Consider the following 16,726-nt stretch of genomic DNA (forward strand, 5'->3'; position numbering starts at 1 on the left):
TCATTAAATTTTCGGAATAAAAACTAAACTCTTTACTATTATTTGTCTTCACTGTATCTTTAAATTATGACTATAAGATTCAGAAACCGAATGACCCTTATCTTCTTTATTATTGCTCTTTCATATTCCCTGCTTTGCAGTGTTCTCACACTATATCAGTTTCTTTTTAATGGAATTAGTCTTCCAGAAATTTATACAAAGTCTCTTTCAGATGCCTTTCTTTTACGTTATAACCCGATCTGGGTTTATTCAGGCATTTTTCTACTGATGCTTTATATCTGCATTACTTCTATTATTATCTATCACAGTTTTGAAAAAACACAGGCACCAGATATTGTTTTCTTTTTAATGTTTTTAATTGCCTGCCTTTGTGATACTACCCGTATCTTAGTTCCTGCATTCCATTTGTCAGGCAGTTTTTCTCACTTCACTTTGAAAATTGGAAATATCCATCTGTTTGCCCGACTGCTTGCCCCTCTTGCACTGATGGGAAATACAGTAATGAGTACAGATGATTTTCGTCAGAGTACAGACCGTAACTCCATTATTCTGATTATAGTTGCTTTGTTTTTCGCAGAAGTGATTCCTCTGAATACAGCAATCATTCTTCCTAACTACTGCATTTCCTATGGCTATGTTAGGGCTATAAGAATTTTCTGCTGTCTGACCTGCACAATGAGCACAATTAATCTTTTTGTAATAAACAGAAAAAATGAATATAAACAGATTATGACAATTGGTTTTATTCTGTTGTGTATTGGTTATACTTTGATTTTCTACTGCTACAATATTCTCACACTGATTTCTGGAATATTACTTTTAGGTATCGGAACTTATCTGTATCTGAATGAAGTTCACAAACACTACCTGTGGATTGATTAACAGCAGGCTGTACTTGCCGACTTATATAAGACCACTATAAATCAATCCAATAACCGGTGGAATAATCAGGTTATCAAAATCAGAAAGTGGCAGAACCTCAATAAACATTGCACAAAGAGCTGTAATTAAAGAAACAAGACAATTACCGCAGCAGCAGAAGGTTGAAATAAACACTGCAAAAAAGCAGGTAAGACTACCGGCTGCAGTTTTTCCATGAGCACCTGGAATTGTGATTTTTCCGAAAAGTTTTCCCATCAGACTTGCAAGCCCATCTCCAAATGCCAATGCAAAAATACCGACTCTTGCACAATCCAGAGGAAGCAGAAGTGCTGCAATAAGAATTCCACAGGCAAGTGTTACAGGGCCCAATACAAAACGATTTTCATCACGCTTACGGGCTGCAATTTCTGTAATCTTTGAAATAAGAGGAATATTTATGCCCTTAGCACGAAGAAGTTCACTGATAGTATAAACAACAATGGCCAGAATCAGTAAAGCAATTACAGGCCAGTAAGCAAATCCCAGAAAAAGAGGAACAAAGCTGGAACAGATATGAATAGATTTTCTGAACAGTTCCTTAAAGATTGCATTGAGGCGCTGTCTTGCTATAATTCCTTCGACTGTATTTCTCTGAGTTTGCATATACGTTATCCTACACTCTAAAGACGCTCATTATCAAGCAGTGTCTTTGAAATGTCAGTATAGATAGATGGCTCAAACTCCGGAATTGGATGTGTAATATATTTAATATTCTGTTCAGCAAGATTGCTGCCTTCAAGACGAAGCATTGTTTCCTGATTACGGGTAAGAGCATCCCATGCACGAACTGACTGGCTCAACTGTACAATAGCCTGTGCATTCAGAGCTGAATTACCAGTTCTCTTTGCAAGTTTATACAGTGTAACACCGTAGTTATTTGCTGCGTAAAGATATGTATTGATTAAATCATAATCCTTTACATTTGCCTGAGGAAGTACAAGACCTGTTTCTATAACCTCTGCCTCAAGCTCATCAAGCAGCTGATCGTAATATCCCTGCGCCGCATACTCATCACCACGAAGATAAAGAGTATTTGCCATAGCGAGCATGAGATTTCTTTCTTTTATATTTCCATCTCCAGACTTCATAAATGCGCCTAAAGCTTCCATATAATTCTTTTTCTTATACTGAATATAACCAATTCTATAACGGATAGAAGGATTATCGTTTTCAAGTTCAACTGAATACTTGTAATTAAACAGAGCGTCATCATAGTCGCCGGAAATGGTATACTTGATATTTCCCATATCCTCGTATAACTTTCCGATTCCTGGAGTTCCTTCAAAGCCTGCATTATCACGCTCAGTTGTAAACAAAGAAATACCTTCTGCAAACTGCTCCTGAGCCTGAAGATAATCGTTTGTACCAATATAATGCTCACCAAGAAGACGATATGAATCTATGTACTTGTAAAGTTCGCGCTTCTTCATTGAAGGTACTGTGTTGAACTTTTCAATAGCTCTCTGAAGTGTTGCTTCAATAGAAGCTGTTTCATTTGTCTTGAGGAAGTATTTTGCAAGATTGTACTGAGCAATCGGGTTATTTGGATTTGTCTTAACGGCCCTTAAAAGAAGTCCACGGAGACCTTCGATTTCATAACGCAGATATTCTTCTGATGGAGCAAGATCTCCATAATACTTGTCGAGAAGGTAACCGCTGAGTTCTGTCCAGTCTTCTGAACCAAGAGACTTCTCGCGCTTTTCAAAGTTTTTCTGCATCTGAATTACTTCACGCAGATTATCTGTACGGATAAAGTAACGCATCATGCGCGACATATAGAGGTCTGTAGGTTTATAAAGCTGAATAAGGTTTGCATACTGCTCGCGTGCAAGTTCAAGCTTTGCAGGATCTTTTTCTGTACCCCACTCCAGGAATACATCACCAAGTTTCAAGATACCATCTGCATCATTTATATGATAATCAAGAACTTCACGGCGTACTATTTCTTCTGCACGTTCATAATTTGCAAGGTCATTGAGTTCCATATCAGCATATTCAAGACCAGCCATCTTATCATGCTTAAAGAAGAAAAGAATATTCTGATACATCTTTCCAGCACGCTGATACTGCTTATGTTCACGGTAGCCGCGGGCATAGCGGAAGAACCACTTCTTATTTATTCGTTTCTTAACAGCTTCCTCAAAACGCATTTCTGCCTGAGGATATTCATCTGCCTGAAGTAAAGCATATCCCTGTTTATAGAGGGAATTAGCTTTTATTGGTCTGTAAATACAGTAATCTGTAAATTTAATGAGTCCCCAGCCTACAATTGTAAGAAGAAGTCCAAGGAGAATTCCCGGAATAATCTTGTTTCTAAGCTGATATGAAAGAGACTTCTTATATGCTTCATATTCTGCTGCAGTTCTGTGCTCAAAGTCACGTGGAATCGGAATAGAAGTATCGAGCATCTTCTCAAGCATACCGGCTACCTGGCGTGCAGGTGCTTTGTTGAGAATCTTTTCTATGATTTCGAATTCAGCATCATCTGTAAATTCATCCTGAACAATAAAGTCTTCAAATGCAAGACGCACGTTCAGCGGATATTCAGCAAGATTTGCAAGGAAGATTTTATACTGTTCGTCTGAAAGAGTATTTGGTGGCAGTTCTTCTGCTTCTTCTGCGCCAGAAAAATCTGCTACCGGAAGATCCTTTGCTCTTCTTCCTCTTCCCTTAGGCTTATCCTTACTGCTTACAAGCTTAGTTTTTGAACCTTTTTCTTCTTTGGCTGTTGTAACATCTGAGAAACCAGGAATCTCAAATTCGCCTTCCATTGCAAAGTCGTCGTGAGAACCAAATTCAAAGTCTCCGTCTCCACCTGCACTTATCTGGGAATCAGTATCCTGGATACCAAAGTCCATTCCTTCCATTTCGGAAGTATCGAAAACTTCAAGAGGAGTATTTTCTTCACCTTCTGATTCTGAATCAGAAGGTTCATCATCAAGTCCGGCAGTATCATCAAAATCAGGAATTTCGTCTTCAGCAGAAAACTCTGTTGAAGCTGAACCTGTATCACCAGCTAAATCAAAATCTCCGGCATCAAAAAGTCCGGCAGGAATTCCACTGTCTTCTTCTGAAGTTTCTTCTGCTGTAGCAGCATTATCAGGAGCATCAAAATCAAGATTTCCAAGTTCTTCAAGACCAATTGATCCGTTTGAAGAGCTTTCCTCTGAAGCTGTATCTTCTGTTATAGAATCAGCCGCAGGCTCTGTAATATCTGAAATATCCGGTAAATCAAAAGATTCCAGGCCATCTGAAGAAGAAGTTTCTGTTGCAGGAGTTTCAGATTCAAAAGATTCCGGTTCATCTTCATCAAAATTATCAGAAGGTAATGAATCAAAATCGTCAGCAGGAAGAGCTTCTGATTCTGAAGCTGTTTCCGAGCTGTCTGTCTCCGGGAGATCTGGCATATCAAAATCAAAATCGCCGGCAGGAAGCGCATCGCTAAAGTCTTCCTGAGAAGCAGCCTCTTCAAATGAATCAGACTGAGGTTCCTCTAAAGGCTCCATATCGTCTAAAGCCTCAGGCTCGCCTAAAGCTTCAGGCTCATCTAAAGGCGCAATATCATCTAAAGCTTCAGGTTCTTCTAAAGGTTCTGCATCGTCAAGAGCTTCTGGTTCTGCTTCAGGGATAGTCTCTGACTCAAGTTCCGGCTGTGTTCCAATATCATCTAAATCTGGAATATCTTCAAAATTATCTAAATCAATTTCAGGCTCTGCATCTTCAGAAGATTCCTCTTTCTCAGGTGATTCTTCCGGTTCGTCAAAACCACCGCCAGCAAGCAGAGCATCAAGGCCCATATCGGCAATTGAAACTTCTTCAGGTTCTTCTTCAATGATTTCTTCCGGTTCTTCTTCCGGCTCATCAAACATTGAAAGATCCGGCATTCCTGCATCATCAGAAGCTGTTTCTGTTACAACCGGATTCAAAAGTGCAGACATATCCGGAGCTTCAAAACTTGGGGTTGGCTCGTTTTCTTTGGATTTATCTGTAGATGCTGTTGGATTTACAAGGGCAGTTAAATCTGAAAGGTCTTCATCTGCTGAAGATGTATCAACCTCTACCTCAATCTCAGGCATACCAAGAACAAAGTCTTCTGAGTCGTTTTTATCTTCAATTTCTTTTGGAATCTCAATTTTTACAGGCTTTTCACCACGGATGGCTCGGAGATTTATCTCGTCACCTAGTGAAAGAAGATCACTGCTGAATTTTTTTAGCTGACTTAATCCTGGCATACTACTTTAATTTTACCCCACAACCCTTGTAAATTACAAGTATAATATACTTCTTATATGAACGGATGATTTTTGTTTTGACTTAAGAGAAATATAATAAATAAGAAAAACAACGAAATCTTATATTTTTATTCCCGCTCGCGGGAATAAAAATATCAAAACCGTATATCTTTGCAATATTCCGAAAAATCTAAACTAAAATCATAATCACAGAATCAATATTATACTTGTATTTACTTTCACTAAACTCCCCGTCTCAGATTCCGATAATCAGAGTATGAAAAAGCTTATTTTACTCTTGATTGCGGGGATGGGGCTTTTGGTAGCGCCGTTGTTTGCCGCTGAGATAACAAATTATCAGAATTTTGAGCTTGATACACTTTTGCATGGAATTGACAAGCCGGGGGCTCCCGTAGTCACCGACGACTATATTATTTTCACAGCGGATACAAAGCATCGCTTTGTTGGAATTGCTTTTGATTTTGAAGAATACAAGGTAATTCATCCGTTTCAGATTCTCACCCAGAAAGATGATGAAGAAAAAGTCAGCCGTAAACATATGTTCTACGTTTACAAACGACAGCATAAGTTTACAGAACTAAGATATCGACTTGTTTTCGACGGGCTGTGGACAACAGACCCTCTGAATCCAAACAAAGAATATGACCAGAATGTAAATCTGTATTTTTCTAAGCTGGATAATCTTGGAAGCATAAATGTGTATACAGAATCTCCAAAGAACGACTATGCACACTTTATTTACAAGGGAGAAACAGGACAGAAAGTAAATCTTGCAGGAACTTTTACAAACTGGGATCCATGGATTTACGAAATGGTCGAAACTGCACCAGGGCTTTATGAACTTGAATTACCGCTTCCGGCCGGAAAATATTATTACAACTACTATATTGGTTTAACACCGGTACTAGATAACACAAATCCACAGAAGATTTATACACATGACGGCCGAAGCGCCAGTGTACTGACTGTTAAGTAAAAAAATCGGCAGGTTGACCTGCCGATTTTTATTTATCTGAACTTCTTAGCCATTTCCATCAGTTTTTTCATGTCCATACCTTTGAGGGCGCTTGGATCTAATCCACCTGGAAGACCACCGGCTCCACCGAGACCTCCCATACCGCCCATCATACTTGGATCAAGGCCGAGCTGATTCATCATCTTACCCTGCATTCCTTTGTTACGGCTTACTTTCTTCATCATAAGCTTTGTCTTTTCAAACTGCTTTAAGAGTTTGTTTACATCTGCAACAGAAGTACCACTACCCTTTGCAATTCGCTTACGACGGCTAGGACCAATAATAAGATGGTTCAGACGCTCTTTATAAGTCATACTCTGAATGATGGCTTCGTTTTTCTTCATGCTTGAAAGGTCCATCTGAGACGCGTCCATTCCGCTCATTCCAGGAATCATGTCGATGATAGACTGCATGCTGCCCATCTTCTTAACCTGCTGGAACTGTTCAAGATAATCCTGAAGAGTAAACTCATTGCGCTGAAGTTTCTTCTGCATTTTAAGGGCAGCTTCGGCATCAACAGTTTCCTGAGCCTTTTCAACGAGAGATACAACGTCTCCCATACCAAGGATACGAGAAGCAATTCGTTCAGGATGGAAAACTTCAAAATCTTCTGTTTTTTCACCGGTACCAATAAAGAGAATTGGTTTACCTGTAATTGTTTTAAGAGAAAGAGCCGCACCACCGCGGGCATCTGAATCGAACTTTGTAAGGATTACACCGGTAAGTCCAAGCTGCTCGTCAAATGTCTTTGCAATATCAACTGCGTTCTGACCAGTCATCGCGTCGGCAACAAGAAGCACCTCTACAGGGCCAGTTGCCTTTTTGATTTTTACGAGCTCAGCCATCATCTCTTCATCAATCTGAAGACGACCGGCAGTATCGATAATAATTGTATCGTAACCGTTTTTGCGTGCAAAAGAAATTGCATCTTCTGCATTCTTTACGGCATTTTTAGAATCTTCTTTGTAAACAGGAACACCAATTTTTTCGCCGAGCTGAGAAAGCTGTTCTACAGCCGCTGGACGTACTAAGTCACAGGCTGCAAGAAGTGGCTTTCTTCCCTCTTTCAAAAGGCGCGCTGCAAGCTTATGGGCAGCGGTAGTTTTACCGGCACCCTGAAGACCGAGCATCAAAATTACAGACTGAGTATCTGGTCCTTTAAGATGTAGATCAACCTTGGTATCTCCAAGCATTGAAACCATCTTGTCATAGATGATTTTTGTAAACTGCTGGCCTGGATCTACAGACTTAAGAACTTTTTCTCCCTTTGCTTCTTCAATAGTTGAATTAACAAAGCGGCGTACAACACGAAGATTTACATCGGCCTCAAGGAGTGCCATTTTAATTTCTTCAACAGCATCCTCAATGTTCTTTTCTGTGATTGTAGATTTTCCACTCAGCTTCTTAACAATTCCGCTGAAAGTACCAGTAATTTTCTCTAACATTCTTAAACCTCAATAAGTTGCTCGATTATTCCCACTCTGATTTACATACTGATTAAATTTTTTAAAATTCCCAGAGCAGTAGCTTCTTTGTTAAGCACCTTATAAAGTGCATCACAAATAGGAAGTTTCAAATCTTTTTTCTTTGCAATTTCATGAACGTATTTACAGGCAATTGCTCCCTCAGGAAGATATCCAATCTTTGATACATTAGCAATCAAATCATCAATATCTTTAAACTTAGAAAGCATATCTGTTTTAATTATGTCCTGTCCAAAACGACGGTTTCGACCATACTTACTCTTACAAGTAACATCAAGGTCACCAACTCCAGAAATTGAAGTAAAGGTTTCTGCATGAGTTGCACCCATTGCAAAACCTAAAGTCTGAATTTCATTTAATCCTGCAGCAAGAAGAAGGCTTTCTGCATTGTCACCAAAAACATCTGAAGTTTCTGCCATAGCATCAACAGCACCATAAACAGCAGCAACAACGTTTTTAGCAGCAGCACAAATCTGAACGCCAATTACGTCAAAACTTGAGAATACCATAAGTCCTGGAACCTTCAGAAGCTCACGTACACGAATAGAATTCTTTGGATTAAGAGAAGCCGCAACGAGACCTGTAAGTTTACCCATTGCAACTTCTTCTGCATGACTAGGACCTGCAACATATACAGTGCAGTCCTTATATACTTCTGGAAGAACTGATTCCATTGTTTCAAGAATCAGCTTTGGACCTTCTGCAGAAGGCACGAAACCTTTTGTAACTGCAGTTATAACTGTAGAACCGTCTGCAATATTTGGAACATTAACTATCTGTGAAATAGTCTTAGCCAGAAAAAGTGATGGAGAAGCAATAATCAGAAACTCTTTTCCAGTTGCAACTTCAGTAATATCATTTGAACAGGTGATTGAATCTTCCAGTTTATAACCAGGAAGAAACTGTTTATTTTCATGTTCGTTGTTAATCTGATCAGCGACTTCTTTTTCAAAGGCCCAGATCTGAACCTTATGACCACCACGTGCGAGAGCCTGTGCAAGTCCGGTTCCCCATGCACCACCACCGATTACACCTACTGTTTTCTCAGACATATATCTTTCCTACTACAAAACATTCCCAATTTATCGCTCAGGCACAGCCTTCGCTCTGAGGCGTATTTTAGGCTAGTACCAGCCATCCTCGCAGTCAGCCCAGTCATAGAGTTCTTCTGGCTTGAACCAGAGATTGATTTCGCGCTCTGCGCTTTCATCACTGTCTGAAGCATGGATAATATTTCTGTCTGTGTGAATACAGTAATCACCACGGATTGTTCCTGGGATTGCTTCAGTAGGCTTTGTAGCACCTACTACTTTTCTCATAAGAGTTACACAGTCATCAGCCTGCCATACCATTGCAATTACAGGACCTGATGTAACATAACTAACTAAATCATTGTAGAAAGGTTTTCCATCATGCTCTGCATAGTGTTTACCAGCGAGATCTTCGCTAACGTGCATCATCTTCAAACCAACAAGTTTGAATCCTTTCTTTTCAAGGCGCTCAATAACTTCGCCTACTAAACGGCGGTTGATTACGCCGGGTTTTAACATTGTGAAACATCTACTCATAATATTATGATTATATAGGAAGAAGTGAGTCTGTTCAATATATAACGAAATCTTGAAAACAACAAAAACGCGGAGCCGGAAACATCCCGTGAAACCGAGTTGCCTCGTCGCTTCGCTCTGTAATTACTGCGAGGCACGTATTTTCTGTATCGGCAACAAATGTTTCACGGGCGTGTTTCCGGCTCCGCGTTTTTGTTGTTTTCAAATTCAGTGTTATTTACAATTATATTCTTCCTATATAAACATAAAAAGACGACGGAAAAGAGGGCGGAGTCCCGACCTACGGACGCATTTCATTGCGTCCTACCCCACCCAGCGGGCTCAAACGCCGCCAGCAACGCCTGCTTTTAATAGTCGCTCGACTTCATCTATAATAGAGTCAGGGGTGGAGGCGCCGGCGGTTATTCCTATGGTGTTTAGTTTATAAAAATCTGAGGGGATTTCGGCGGTGGTTTGGACGTGAATGGCTTGCTTGCAGTTGGCTGCAGCAGTCTGATAGAGGCGTTTGGTATTTGCGGAGTTCTTGCCACCGATAACGATTACGCCATCTACTTTTTTGCACAATTCGAGCAATGCTTCCTGACGTTCACTGGTAGCGGGACAGATAGTGTTCATCACTGCAAGATTTTTGAATTTTGAACGGAACAATGATTCTATTTTTTCGAACTCTTTTGGACTGTAAGTAGTCTGGCTTAAAAGAATTACGTTTTTGTTTTCTGAATCTTTAATGTCAAAAGACTCGGCTTCGGTATAGTCCTGAATCTGGCTGAAGTTTTCGCCTGCGTAGCCGGCTATTCCTATTACTTCACCGTGATTTCTGTCGCCTGTAAGTACTACATAATCATTCTGATTTGAATAACGTTCTACCATTTTCTGACTGGCTTTTACGCGTGGACAGGTAGCATCTATGATTGTACATTTTTTAGCTTCTAAGGCATCTGTAACAGAAGGAGCAACTCCGTGTGCACGGATGATTACTACAGATTCTGAAGGAATCTCCCCTACCTGCTGTTCATCAACGGTAATTAAGCCTTTAGCACTTAGAGCACGCAATGCGTTTTCGTTATGAATAAGAGGTCCAAGAGAATATACAGTTTTATCTTTATTTTCAGCTAACGCCTTCTCCGCCAACTCAACAGCACGGCGAACACCAAAGCAAAATCCTAAAACAGAAGCACGTACAATTTCCATAAGAGCAGAATACACATTTCCACACAAAATGTCGAGGAGAGAAAAAAAAGCAGCTTACGTTCCGTATTAAAGAAGTAATCAAATTTTGGCGCGAGGGAGCGGATTTGCAGGGCAAAATGACTTTGTTTGTGGCTGCCGCGAGAGCGGCAGTATAATAGTTTCTATACCACAAACAACGTCAAGCGCAATATTGCGCGTTTTTGACCTGTAAATACGAGACCAGAAGCCAATATAACTATTAAATAGTCTATTGCGAGTACAATTCTTTATTTTTCTCTCCTCGAAGAGATTTCGTTAAATAAAAAAGCCCTGCTCTTTTTAGAACAGGGCTTTAAATTATTTTAGTTTAGACTATTCTTCATCCGCTCTTACATGCTTAAGAGAATGGTGAACACCAAATTCTGGTTTCCAGTTCTTTCTTGAAGCACTGATGAATGCGCTTGAAATGAAGATTGATGAGTACATACCACAAATCAATCCGACAATCATTGCAAGTGAGAAGTCCTTGATGCTTCCTGTTGTGAATACGAACAGAGAAACAACAGCGAACAATGTTGTAATAGTTGTCAAAACAGAACGTGTGAATGTATCAGAAAGAGACTTGTTCAAAATCTCATTGAAAGTCTTAGCTTCTGGCATCATCTTGAGGTTATAGCGAACGCGGTCGAGAATTACGACAGTAGCGTTGATAGAGTAACCTACGATTGTAAGAACAGCTGCAAGAACAGTTGTTGAGAATTCAATCTGAGTCCAGATGATGAATGTGAACATAATCAATGTATCGTGAAGCAAAGCAATTACCGAACCGAGAGCGAAGTCCCAGTGGAAGCGGATTGTTGCATAGAGCCAGATAAGTCCAACTACAGCAATGAACATGATGATAGACTTAATTGTTGTGTTCTTTGACATACCAGCACCAATGAAGTCTGTCTTTACGATAGCAACCTTCTCTTTTCCAAAAGCCTTAAAGAGCTTTTCATTGATAGAAGTCTGAATCTCGTTCTGTGCATCACCTTCGCTAACACCCATACGAATCTGATAAGAAGCATCAGCTCCAGTACCAAGCTGTTTGATGTTTCCACCAGCTTCTCCAAGAGCGTTACGAATATCATTTGTAGTAACTTCAGAAGTTCCTGCAGGATAGATATAGATAGGTGTAGTTGAAAGCTGATTTGTAACAGCAGAGTTCAAGAACAATTTTGTAGAATCATATGAACCGTTCTTTACAGTCATTGTAACATTGCTGATTTTGTTTACTTCAGCAGCAACATCTGCAACTGTCTTTGCAACAGCAAAGTTGATAGAACGAGTTTCGTTGTCAGCACCAGTACCAGAAATGATGATATCCATCTGACCAGCAGAAAGATCCATAGATACTTTTGCAGCACCATTATAAGTAATTTCGGCAACAGGATTTGCTACACGAACTTCCTCAATAAGACCTGGACGGAAATCAAGACCAAGATTGATTCCTTTTACAAAGAAACCAACAATACCAAGTGCGATGATTACACAACTGAAAATAGCAGCTGGGATAAATCCCTTATTAAAGTTTAATGTCTTTTTCATTGTTTAATCCCCCAACCAATGCTTACTTTCTTAGCATGGAGAACCTCTGTATCGAAGTCGAACATAAGACGTGATACGAAGAGAGCTGTGAATACAGATGAAACAACACCAATTGCAAGAGATACAGCGAATCCCTGGATAGAACCAGTTCCAAGCTGACTCAAGAAGATTGCAGCGATGAATGTTGTAATGTTAGAGTCCATAATAGCCCAGAATGCATTGTCAAATCCCATTGCAATAGCAGCTGGACGGCTCTTACCCTGACGAAGCTCTTCTTTGATACGTTCAAAAATAAGTACGTTAGCATCAACGGCCATACCGATTGTAAGAATCATACCGGCAATTGATGAAAGTGTAAGAGTAAGGTTGAAAGCAGAAAGGATAGAGAACATCATAAAGAGGTTCAAAACCTGTGCAACAACAGCGTTAATACCAGAAGCCTTGTAGTAAATCAACATGAAGATAAGGATGAGACCAAGACCAAGAAGGATAGCCTTTGCACCAGAACGGATTGAATCTTCACCAAGTGAAGCTCCGATAACCTGCTGACTTTCTACCTCGAGAGGAACGTTAAGCCAGGCTGTCTGAAGAACCTTCTTAATATTGTCTGCTTCTTCGTAGCTGAAACCACCAGAAAGTGATACTGAACCACCTGTGATAGCTGTCTGAATACGAGCGTTAGATTTAACCTTGTTATCACTTACGATTGCAAGATTATCACCAACATGAGCACCTGTGAAATCACCAAAAATTACAGCACCTTCGCTGTCGAGGTTGAAGTGAACTTCAGGCTGGTTTGTGAATTCATCTGAACCAACGATAGCAGATTTAACATGCTGACCATCAAGAGCGATTTCCTTCTTTACAACAACCCAGTCATAGCGTTCATCAAGACCATATTCATCTTTTCTATATTCTCCGAAAACTTCACAGTCATCAGGAATTACAGATGGGTCCATCAATTCGCCAAGAGCATTGAAGGTATTTGCAGGGTTCTGAGCATAGTATGCTTTGAAGGCATTTGTTGCTTCTGTATCAACGAGACGGAAGTTCAAAATACCCTTACCCATAATCAATGTATTGATTGCGTCTGCCTGAGCAGCACCAGGAATTTCGATGTAGATTCTGTCATCGCCCTGCTGGCGGATAACAGGAGAAGTAAGACCAAACTTGTCGATACGGCTTGAAAGGTTTTCAATAGCATTAGCCATTGCTTCTTTCTTGAAATCAGATGCATTTTCTGAAGCAACTGCATCACCCATAGAAGCAAGAGCTGCATCAAGATCAGCCTTTACGATAATATTCATACCACCTGAGAGGTCAAGTCCAAGCTTTACAGAATTTTCATAATACTTTTTAGCTTTAAGAATCTGCTCGCGATAACGAGTCTGGAAAACAGTCAAAAAATCAAGTTCACTGTCATAAGCAGAAAGAACATCTTTCCATGTAAGCTCTGAAGGAGCTTTCTTATCAAGAGTCTTGTATCTCTTGTTTACATCTTTCTTAAGCCAAGCATATTCGTCAGTAAGTGTTGCTGACAAATCCATTTTTTTAATTGCGCGTACATCTTCTGCGGCTTTGAGTTCAGCATAATTCTTAATATTTTCTGTTGAACCTAAAGCAAGCTGCTGCATTTCCTTTGGTGTTCTTCCATACCAGCTGATTGAAGGCCAGAGGAAAACGAAACAAAGAGCTAAAACAGCCAGCAGAACCAATAAACGAGTTCTCTTGTTCATTTTATTATAAACTCCAATTATTTATTTTTCTTCAGCGTCTTCAGCTTTTTTTGCCTTTTCGAGATCTGAAGATTTTTTACCTTTGAAAAGTTTTTTGTTTTTTGCTTCTTCAGCAAGTTTTGCTTTTTCTTCTTCAGTAAGTTCTACAGAAGAAATTGCTGTGCGGTTGAATTCAAGTTTACAGTCATCATCAACTTTTACGATTACAGTATTTTCTTTAACAGAAGATACAGTTCCGTGGATTCCTCCAATTGTGATTACTTTGTCACCCTTCTTCAATGCATCAAGCATTTTTTGAGTTTCTTTCTGCTTTTTGTTCTGTGGACGAATCAAAAAGAGATAAAAAATAACGATAATAAGCAGAAAAGGAAGAAGGCTGCCTACAAGTGACGATGATGTAGAAGCGCTGCCTGCTGCTCCTGCCTGTAAAAATGGGATAAATGACATATGAGTTTCCATCCTGTTTTTAAAATCTGATTATGAAATCAGTCTAAAAATTATAACACGATTTATTCTACAAATCAATGGTAAAATTTCCCATTAAAAGAAGTGATTTTTATACGTTATTGAATGAGTTTTGTTAAAGCTTCGTTCAGCTTTTTAATAGAAGAATCATTAGGATTTATGGCAACTACCTGACGCAGATAATACTGTGCCTTGCGGTAATCTTTCTTTGCATAATAAAGTTCATACAGACGGAAAAGGGCATCGCTGTTACGAGGATTTGCAATCAGACTTGAACGAAGATCTGCAAGGGATTTTTCTTCTGTAAGCTGGAGAAAACTTCTTCTATAGTAAAGGTAACTTTTTACTTTTGAAGACGAACTGTTCATCAATGAATCAATATACTTAATGACAGCATCTCTGTTACCTACCTTGCTGTAAGCGAGGATATAGGCTTCAAGCAGAACTTCATCTGATGGATTTGCATCATAGCGGGCTTTTGCAAATTCATAAGCTTCATTATATTTTCCAAGCTTTATACAGACTGTGACATATTTATCAACAACAGTAGAACTTACATTTCCCAGAGAAATAAGATTCTTACTTGCCTTATAGGCTTCCTGCCAGTTTTCACGGTGAATAAGACCGTCCAGTGCATAAGTCATTGCTTCCTGATTTCCAGGCTTTTTCTCAAGCACGCGGGCAGCAAGTTCATCTGCATATTTGCCGGCAACAGGAGAATCAGTTTCTGAAGAAATACGGGCTGCAAACATAAGTGCATCAACATTATCCGGATACATCTGAAGTGCCTTTTCTACAGTCTCAGAAGCGGCTGCTGTATTTTTACTCCAGTCAAGCTGAACGCGTGCACGAAGAACTAGATAATCTATAGAATTACTGTCCTGTCTAGCATAAACATCAAGCAAAGAAACAGCATGAATATAATCTTTCTTTTCAACAAGAATCTTTGCACGGAAAAGCAGGAACTCAAGATCATTAGGAGTCTGCTGAATTACTCTTGCAACATACAACTCTGCAGCGTCATAATCACCCGCATCAAAAGAAATATATGCATTCTGCTTTAGCACAGCCAAATCATTTGAAGAATTATCGACTTTATTTAAGATCTTTGATGCATCTGTCAATTTTCCATTTGCACGTAATATTCTCGAATATGCAAGATTTATTTCTGTCGTCTTTGGAGAACCTGCATAAGCAGCCGCAAGATTATTTTCTGCTTTTGCAAAATTTCCCTGTCTCTCACAGAGCATAGCCATCAGATAGTTTGCAAGAACAGAATCCGGCTGAAGAGCAAGAGCTGAAGTCAATGCATTTTCACATGGCTCATAAATTGAATTATCAGAAGCTCTATTTACAATTACAAGTGCAGGCAAGAGAATAGTAAGGAAATCAACATTACCGGTACTTGAATCAAAAACACCCTGTTTAACAGAACTGATTGCACCAGTATAAGGATTTTCATCTGAAACTACAGGAATATCCCAGGTAATCTTTTCAGAAGGCCATACCAGTTTCATGATTTCTGCAGAAACTACAGCAAGCACCTTTTCGCATTCTTCGTATTCACTGCCCTTCTGGCGCATAAGTGCCATAGCCTCACGAATAGATTCAGGGCTGCCGTTCTGAACACCATTCAACACATCAGGATTAACCTTAGCAAAATAATCTCTCTGATTTTTTCCTGTAGGAAGTTTAATTGAATATGAAGTATCATCTATTTCGGTTTGAGTTTCAGCGGAAGTTTCAATCTTTTCCGGTTCAGGTTCTTTAGTTTTCTTCTTCTTTTTTGAAGCAGAAAAAACCGGACTGCTTATAATAAAAGCAGCCAGCAATATGAGAACTCCAGTTTTACCCCAAAAAGTTTTTATCACTTCTAATACCGATTATTCGTCGTCTAAAGCTGATTTAATTGATGCTTCCTCATCCGCAAAAACTCCAGTCTCCTCATCAGGAAAAACAAGTTCTTTATGCTTTTGTTGCAAAAAGAAGAAGAAAACAAGGAAAACTGCTACAAGTAACATAAAAAGTGGTCCTAAAGTGCTTGCTACAGTTTTAAATGATAAACTTATTACCCCGAATGAGAAAAGTGAATACCAGACTCCCATTCCAAACAAAGTAACAGACGGAATCAGAAAACCAAACTTCAAAGTCTGATACTTTAATCTTCCAGCAATAAACCAGAGTATTCCAGCCGAAATACCAAGCAGCGGCCACATCTCCTTTAATGAATAAGAGAAAAGTGTATATGCAAACAGATAAATCAAACTCCAGCTTAAATAAAGGAGTCCCATAAACAGATGGAAGAATTTCTTGGTAAATTTTCTGGAAATAATAATTGTCGCAAGTCCAATTCCAGCCTGTACAATTATAAAGATGATATTAAGGATATTAACGGGTTTTGAAACAGGATTAAACAAAGCAACAAGTGTACAACCTATTGCAAGAAGGATTCCAACAACTATTAGGACATAAATTGATCTTATATTTTCTTCAGTATTCATCTGCATTTATCCCTCTAAATATA

At 39.3% G+C, this 16,726-nt stretch carries 13 protein-coding genes; 2 read left to right on the forward strand and 11 right to left on the reverse strand.

The annotated features are described in order from the left end of the window. The first annotated feature begins 66 nt into the window (after nucleotides 1-66). Nucleotides 67-882, forward strand: a complete 816-nt coding sequence (locus AABJ44_RS11070; RefSeq protein WP_338369137.1) for a hypothetical protein — start codon at nucleotides 67-69, stop codon at nucleotides 880-882. Nucleotides 883-903: 21 nt separating this feature from the next. Here the strand turns inward: AABJ44_RS11070 and AABJ44_RS11075 are convergent, their stop codons facing one another. After that, nucleotides 904-1,524 (reverse strand): diacylglycerol/polyprenol kinase family protein, encoded by a 621-nt coding sequence (locus tag AABJ44_RS11075; RefSeq protein ID WP_074642533.1) that lies wholly within the window; start codon nucleotides 1,522-1,524, stop codon nucleotides 904-906. Nucleotides 1,525-1,541: 17 nt separating this feature from the next. Beyond that, nucleotides 1,542-5,153: a periplasmic flagellar collar protein FlcA gene (flcA, locus tag AABJ44_RS11080; protein ID WP_338369138.1), complete on the reverse strand. Its 3,612-nt coding sequence runs from the start codon at nucleotides 5,151-5,153 to the stop codon at nucleotides 1,542-1,544. A 277-nt stretch (nucleotides 5,154-5,430) separates the two neighbouring features. On the opposite strand from flcA, the gene AABJ44_RS11085 reads away from it, so the two are divergent. Next, nucleotides 5,431-6,150, forward strand: a complete 720-nt coding sequence (locus tag AABJ44_RS11085) for an early set domain-containing protein (protein ID WP_074642528.1) — start codon at nucleotides 5,431-5,433, stop codon at nucleotides 6,148-6,150. Between the two features lie 32 nt (nucleotides 6,151-6,182). Here the strand turns inward: AABJ44_RS11085 and ffh are convergent, their stop codons facing one another. From ffh to AABJ44_RS11130, 9 genes are all read right to left on the reverse strand, one after another. Next, entirely contained in the window at nucleotides 6,183-7,634 is a 1,452-nt protein-coding gene (gene ffh, locus AABJ44_RS11090) for a signal recognition particle protein (RefSeq protein WP_074642526.1), read from the reverse strand. Between the two features lie 41 nt (nucleotides 7,635-7,675). Then, a complete protein-coding gene (locus tag AABJ44_RS11095; protein ID WP_338369139.1) occupies nucleotides 7,676-8,725 on the reverse strand; it encodes an NAD(P)H-dependent glycerol-3-phosphate dehydrogenase in 1,050 nt (349 codons plus the stop codon). A gap of 72 nt (nucleotides 8,726-8,797) precedes the next feature. Beyond that, nucleotides 8,798-9,241: a nucleoside-diphosphate kinase gene (gene ndk / locus AABJ44_RS11100; protein WP_338369140.1), complete on the reverse strand. Its 444-nt coding sequence runs from the start codon at nucleotides 9,239-9,241 to the stop codon at nucleotides 8,798-8,800. Nucleotides 9,242-9,562: 321 nt separating this feature from the next. Next, nucleotides 9,563-10,432, reverse strand: a complete 870-nt coding sequence (gene ispH / locus AABJ44_RS11105; protein WP_338369141.1) for a 4-hydroxy-3-methylbut-2-enyl diphosphate reductase — start codon at nucleotides 10,430-10,432, stop codon at nucleotides 9,563-9,565. A 351-nt stretch (nucleotides 10,433-10,783) separates the two neighbouring features. Then, nucleotides 10,784-12,001 (reverse strand): protein translocase subunit SecF, encoded by a 1,218-nt coding sequence (secF, locus tag AABJ44_RS11110; RefSeq protein ID WP_338369142.1) that lies wholly within the window; start codon nucleotides 11,999-12,001, stop codon nucleotides 10,784-10,786. Then, nucleotides 11,998-13,737 carry a protein translocase subunit SecD gene (gene secD / locus AABJ44_RS11115; RefSeq protein WP_338369143.1) on the reverse strand — a complete coding sequence of 580 codons (1,740 nt, stop codon included), beginning with the start codon at nucleotides 13,735-13,737 and terminating at the stop codon, nucleotides 11,998-12,000. The genes secF and secD overlap by 4 nt, the downstream gene beginning before the upstream one ends. Before the next feature lie 21 nt (nucleotides 13,738-13,758). After that, nucleotides 13,759-14,184 carry a preprotein translocase subunit YajC gene (gene yajC, locus AABJ44_RS11120; RefSeq protein WP_074642517.1) on the reverse strand — a complete coding sequence of 142 codons (426 nt, stop codon included), beginning with the start codon at nucleotides 14,182-14,184 and terminating at the stop codon, nucleotides 13,759-13,761. 116 nt (nucleotides 14,185-14,300) lie between these two features. Further along, nucleotides 14,301-16,073: a tetratricopeptide repeat protein gene (locus tag AABJ44_RS11125; protein ID WP_338369144.1), complete on the reverse strand. Its 1,773-nt coding sequence runs from the start codon at nucleotides 16,071-16,073 to the stop codon at nucleotides 14,301-14,303. A 12-nt stretch (nucleotides 16,074-16,085) separates the two neighbouring features. Next, nucleotides 16,086-16,709: a hypothetical protein gene (locus AABJ44_RS11130; protein WP_338369145.1), complete on the reverse strand. Its 624-nt coding sequence runs from the start codon at nucleotides 16,707-16,709 to the stop codon at nucleotides 16,086-16,088. Between the last annotated feature and the right edge of the window lie 17 nt (nucleotides 16,710-16,726).

Source organism: Treponema bryantii (assembly GCF_036492245.1).
Taxonomy (GTDB): domain Bacteria; phylum Spirochaetota; class Spirochaetia; order Treponematales; family Treponemataceae; genus Treponema_D; species Treponema_D bryantii_C.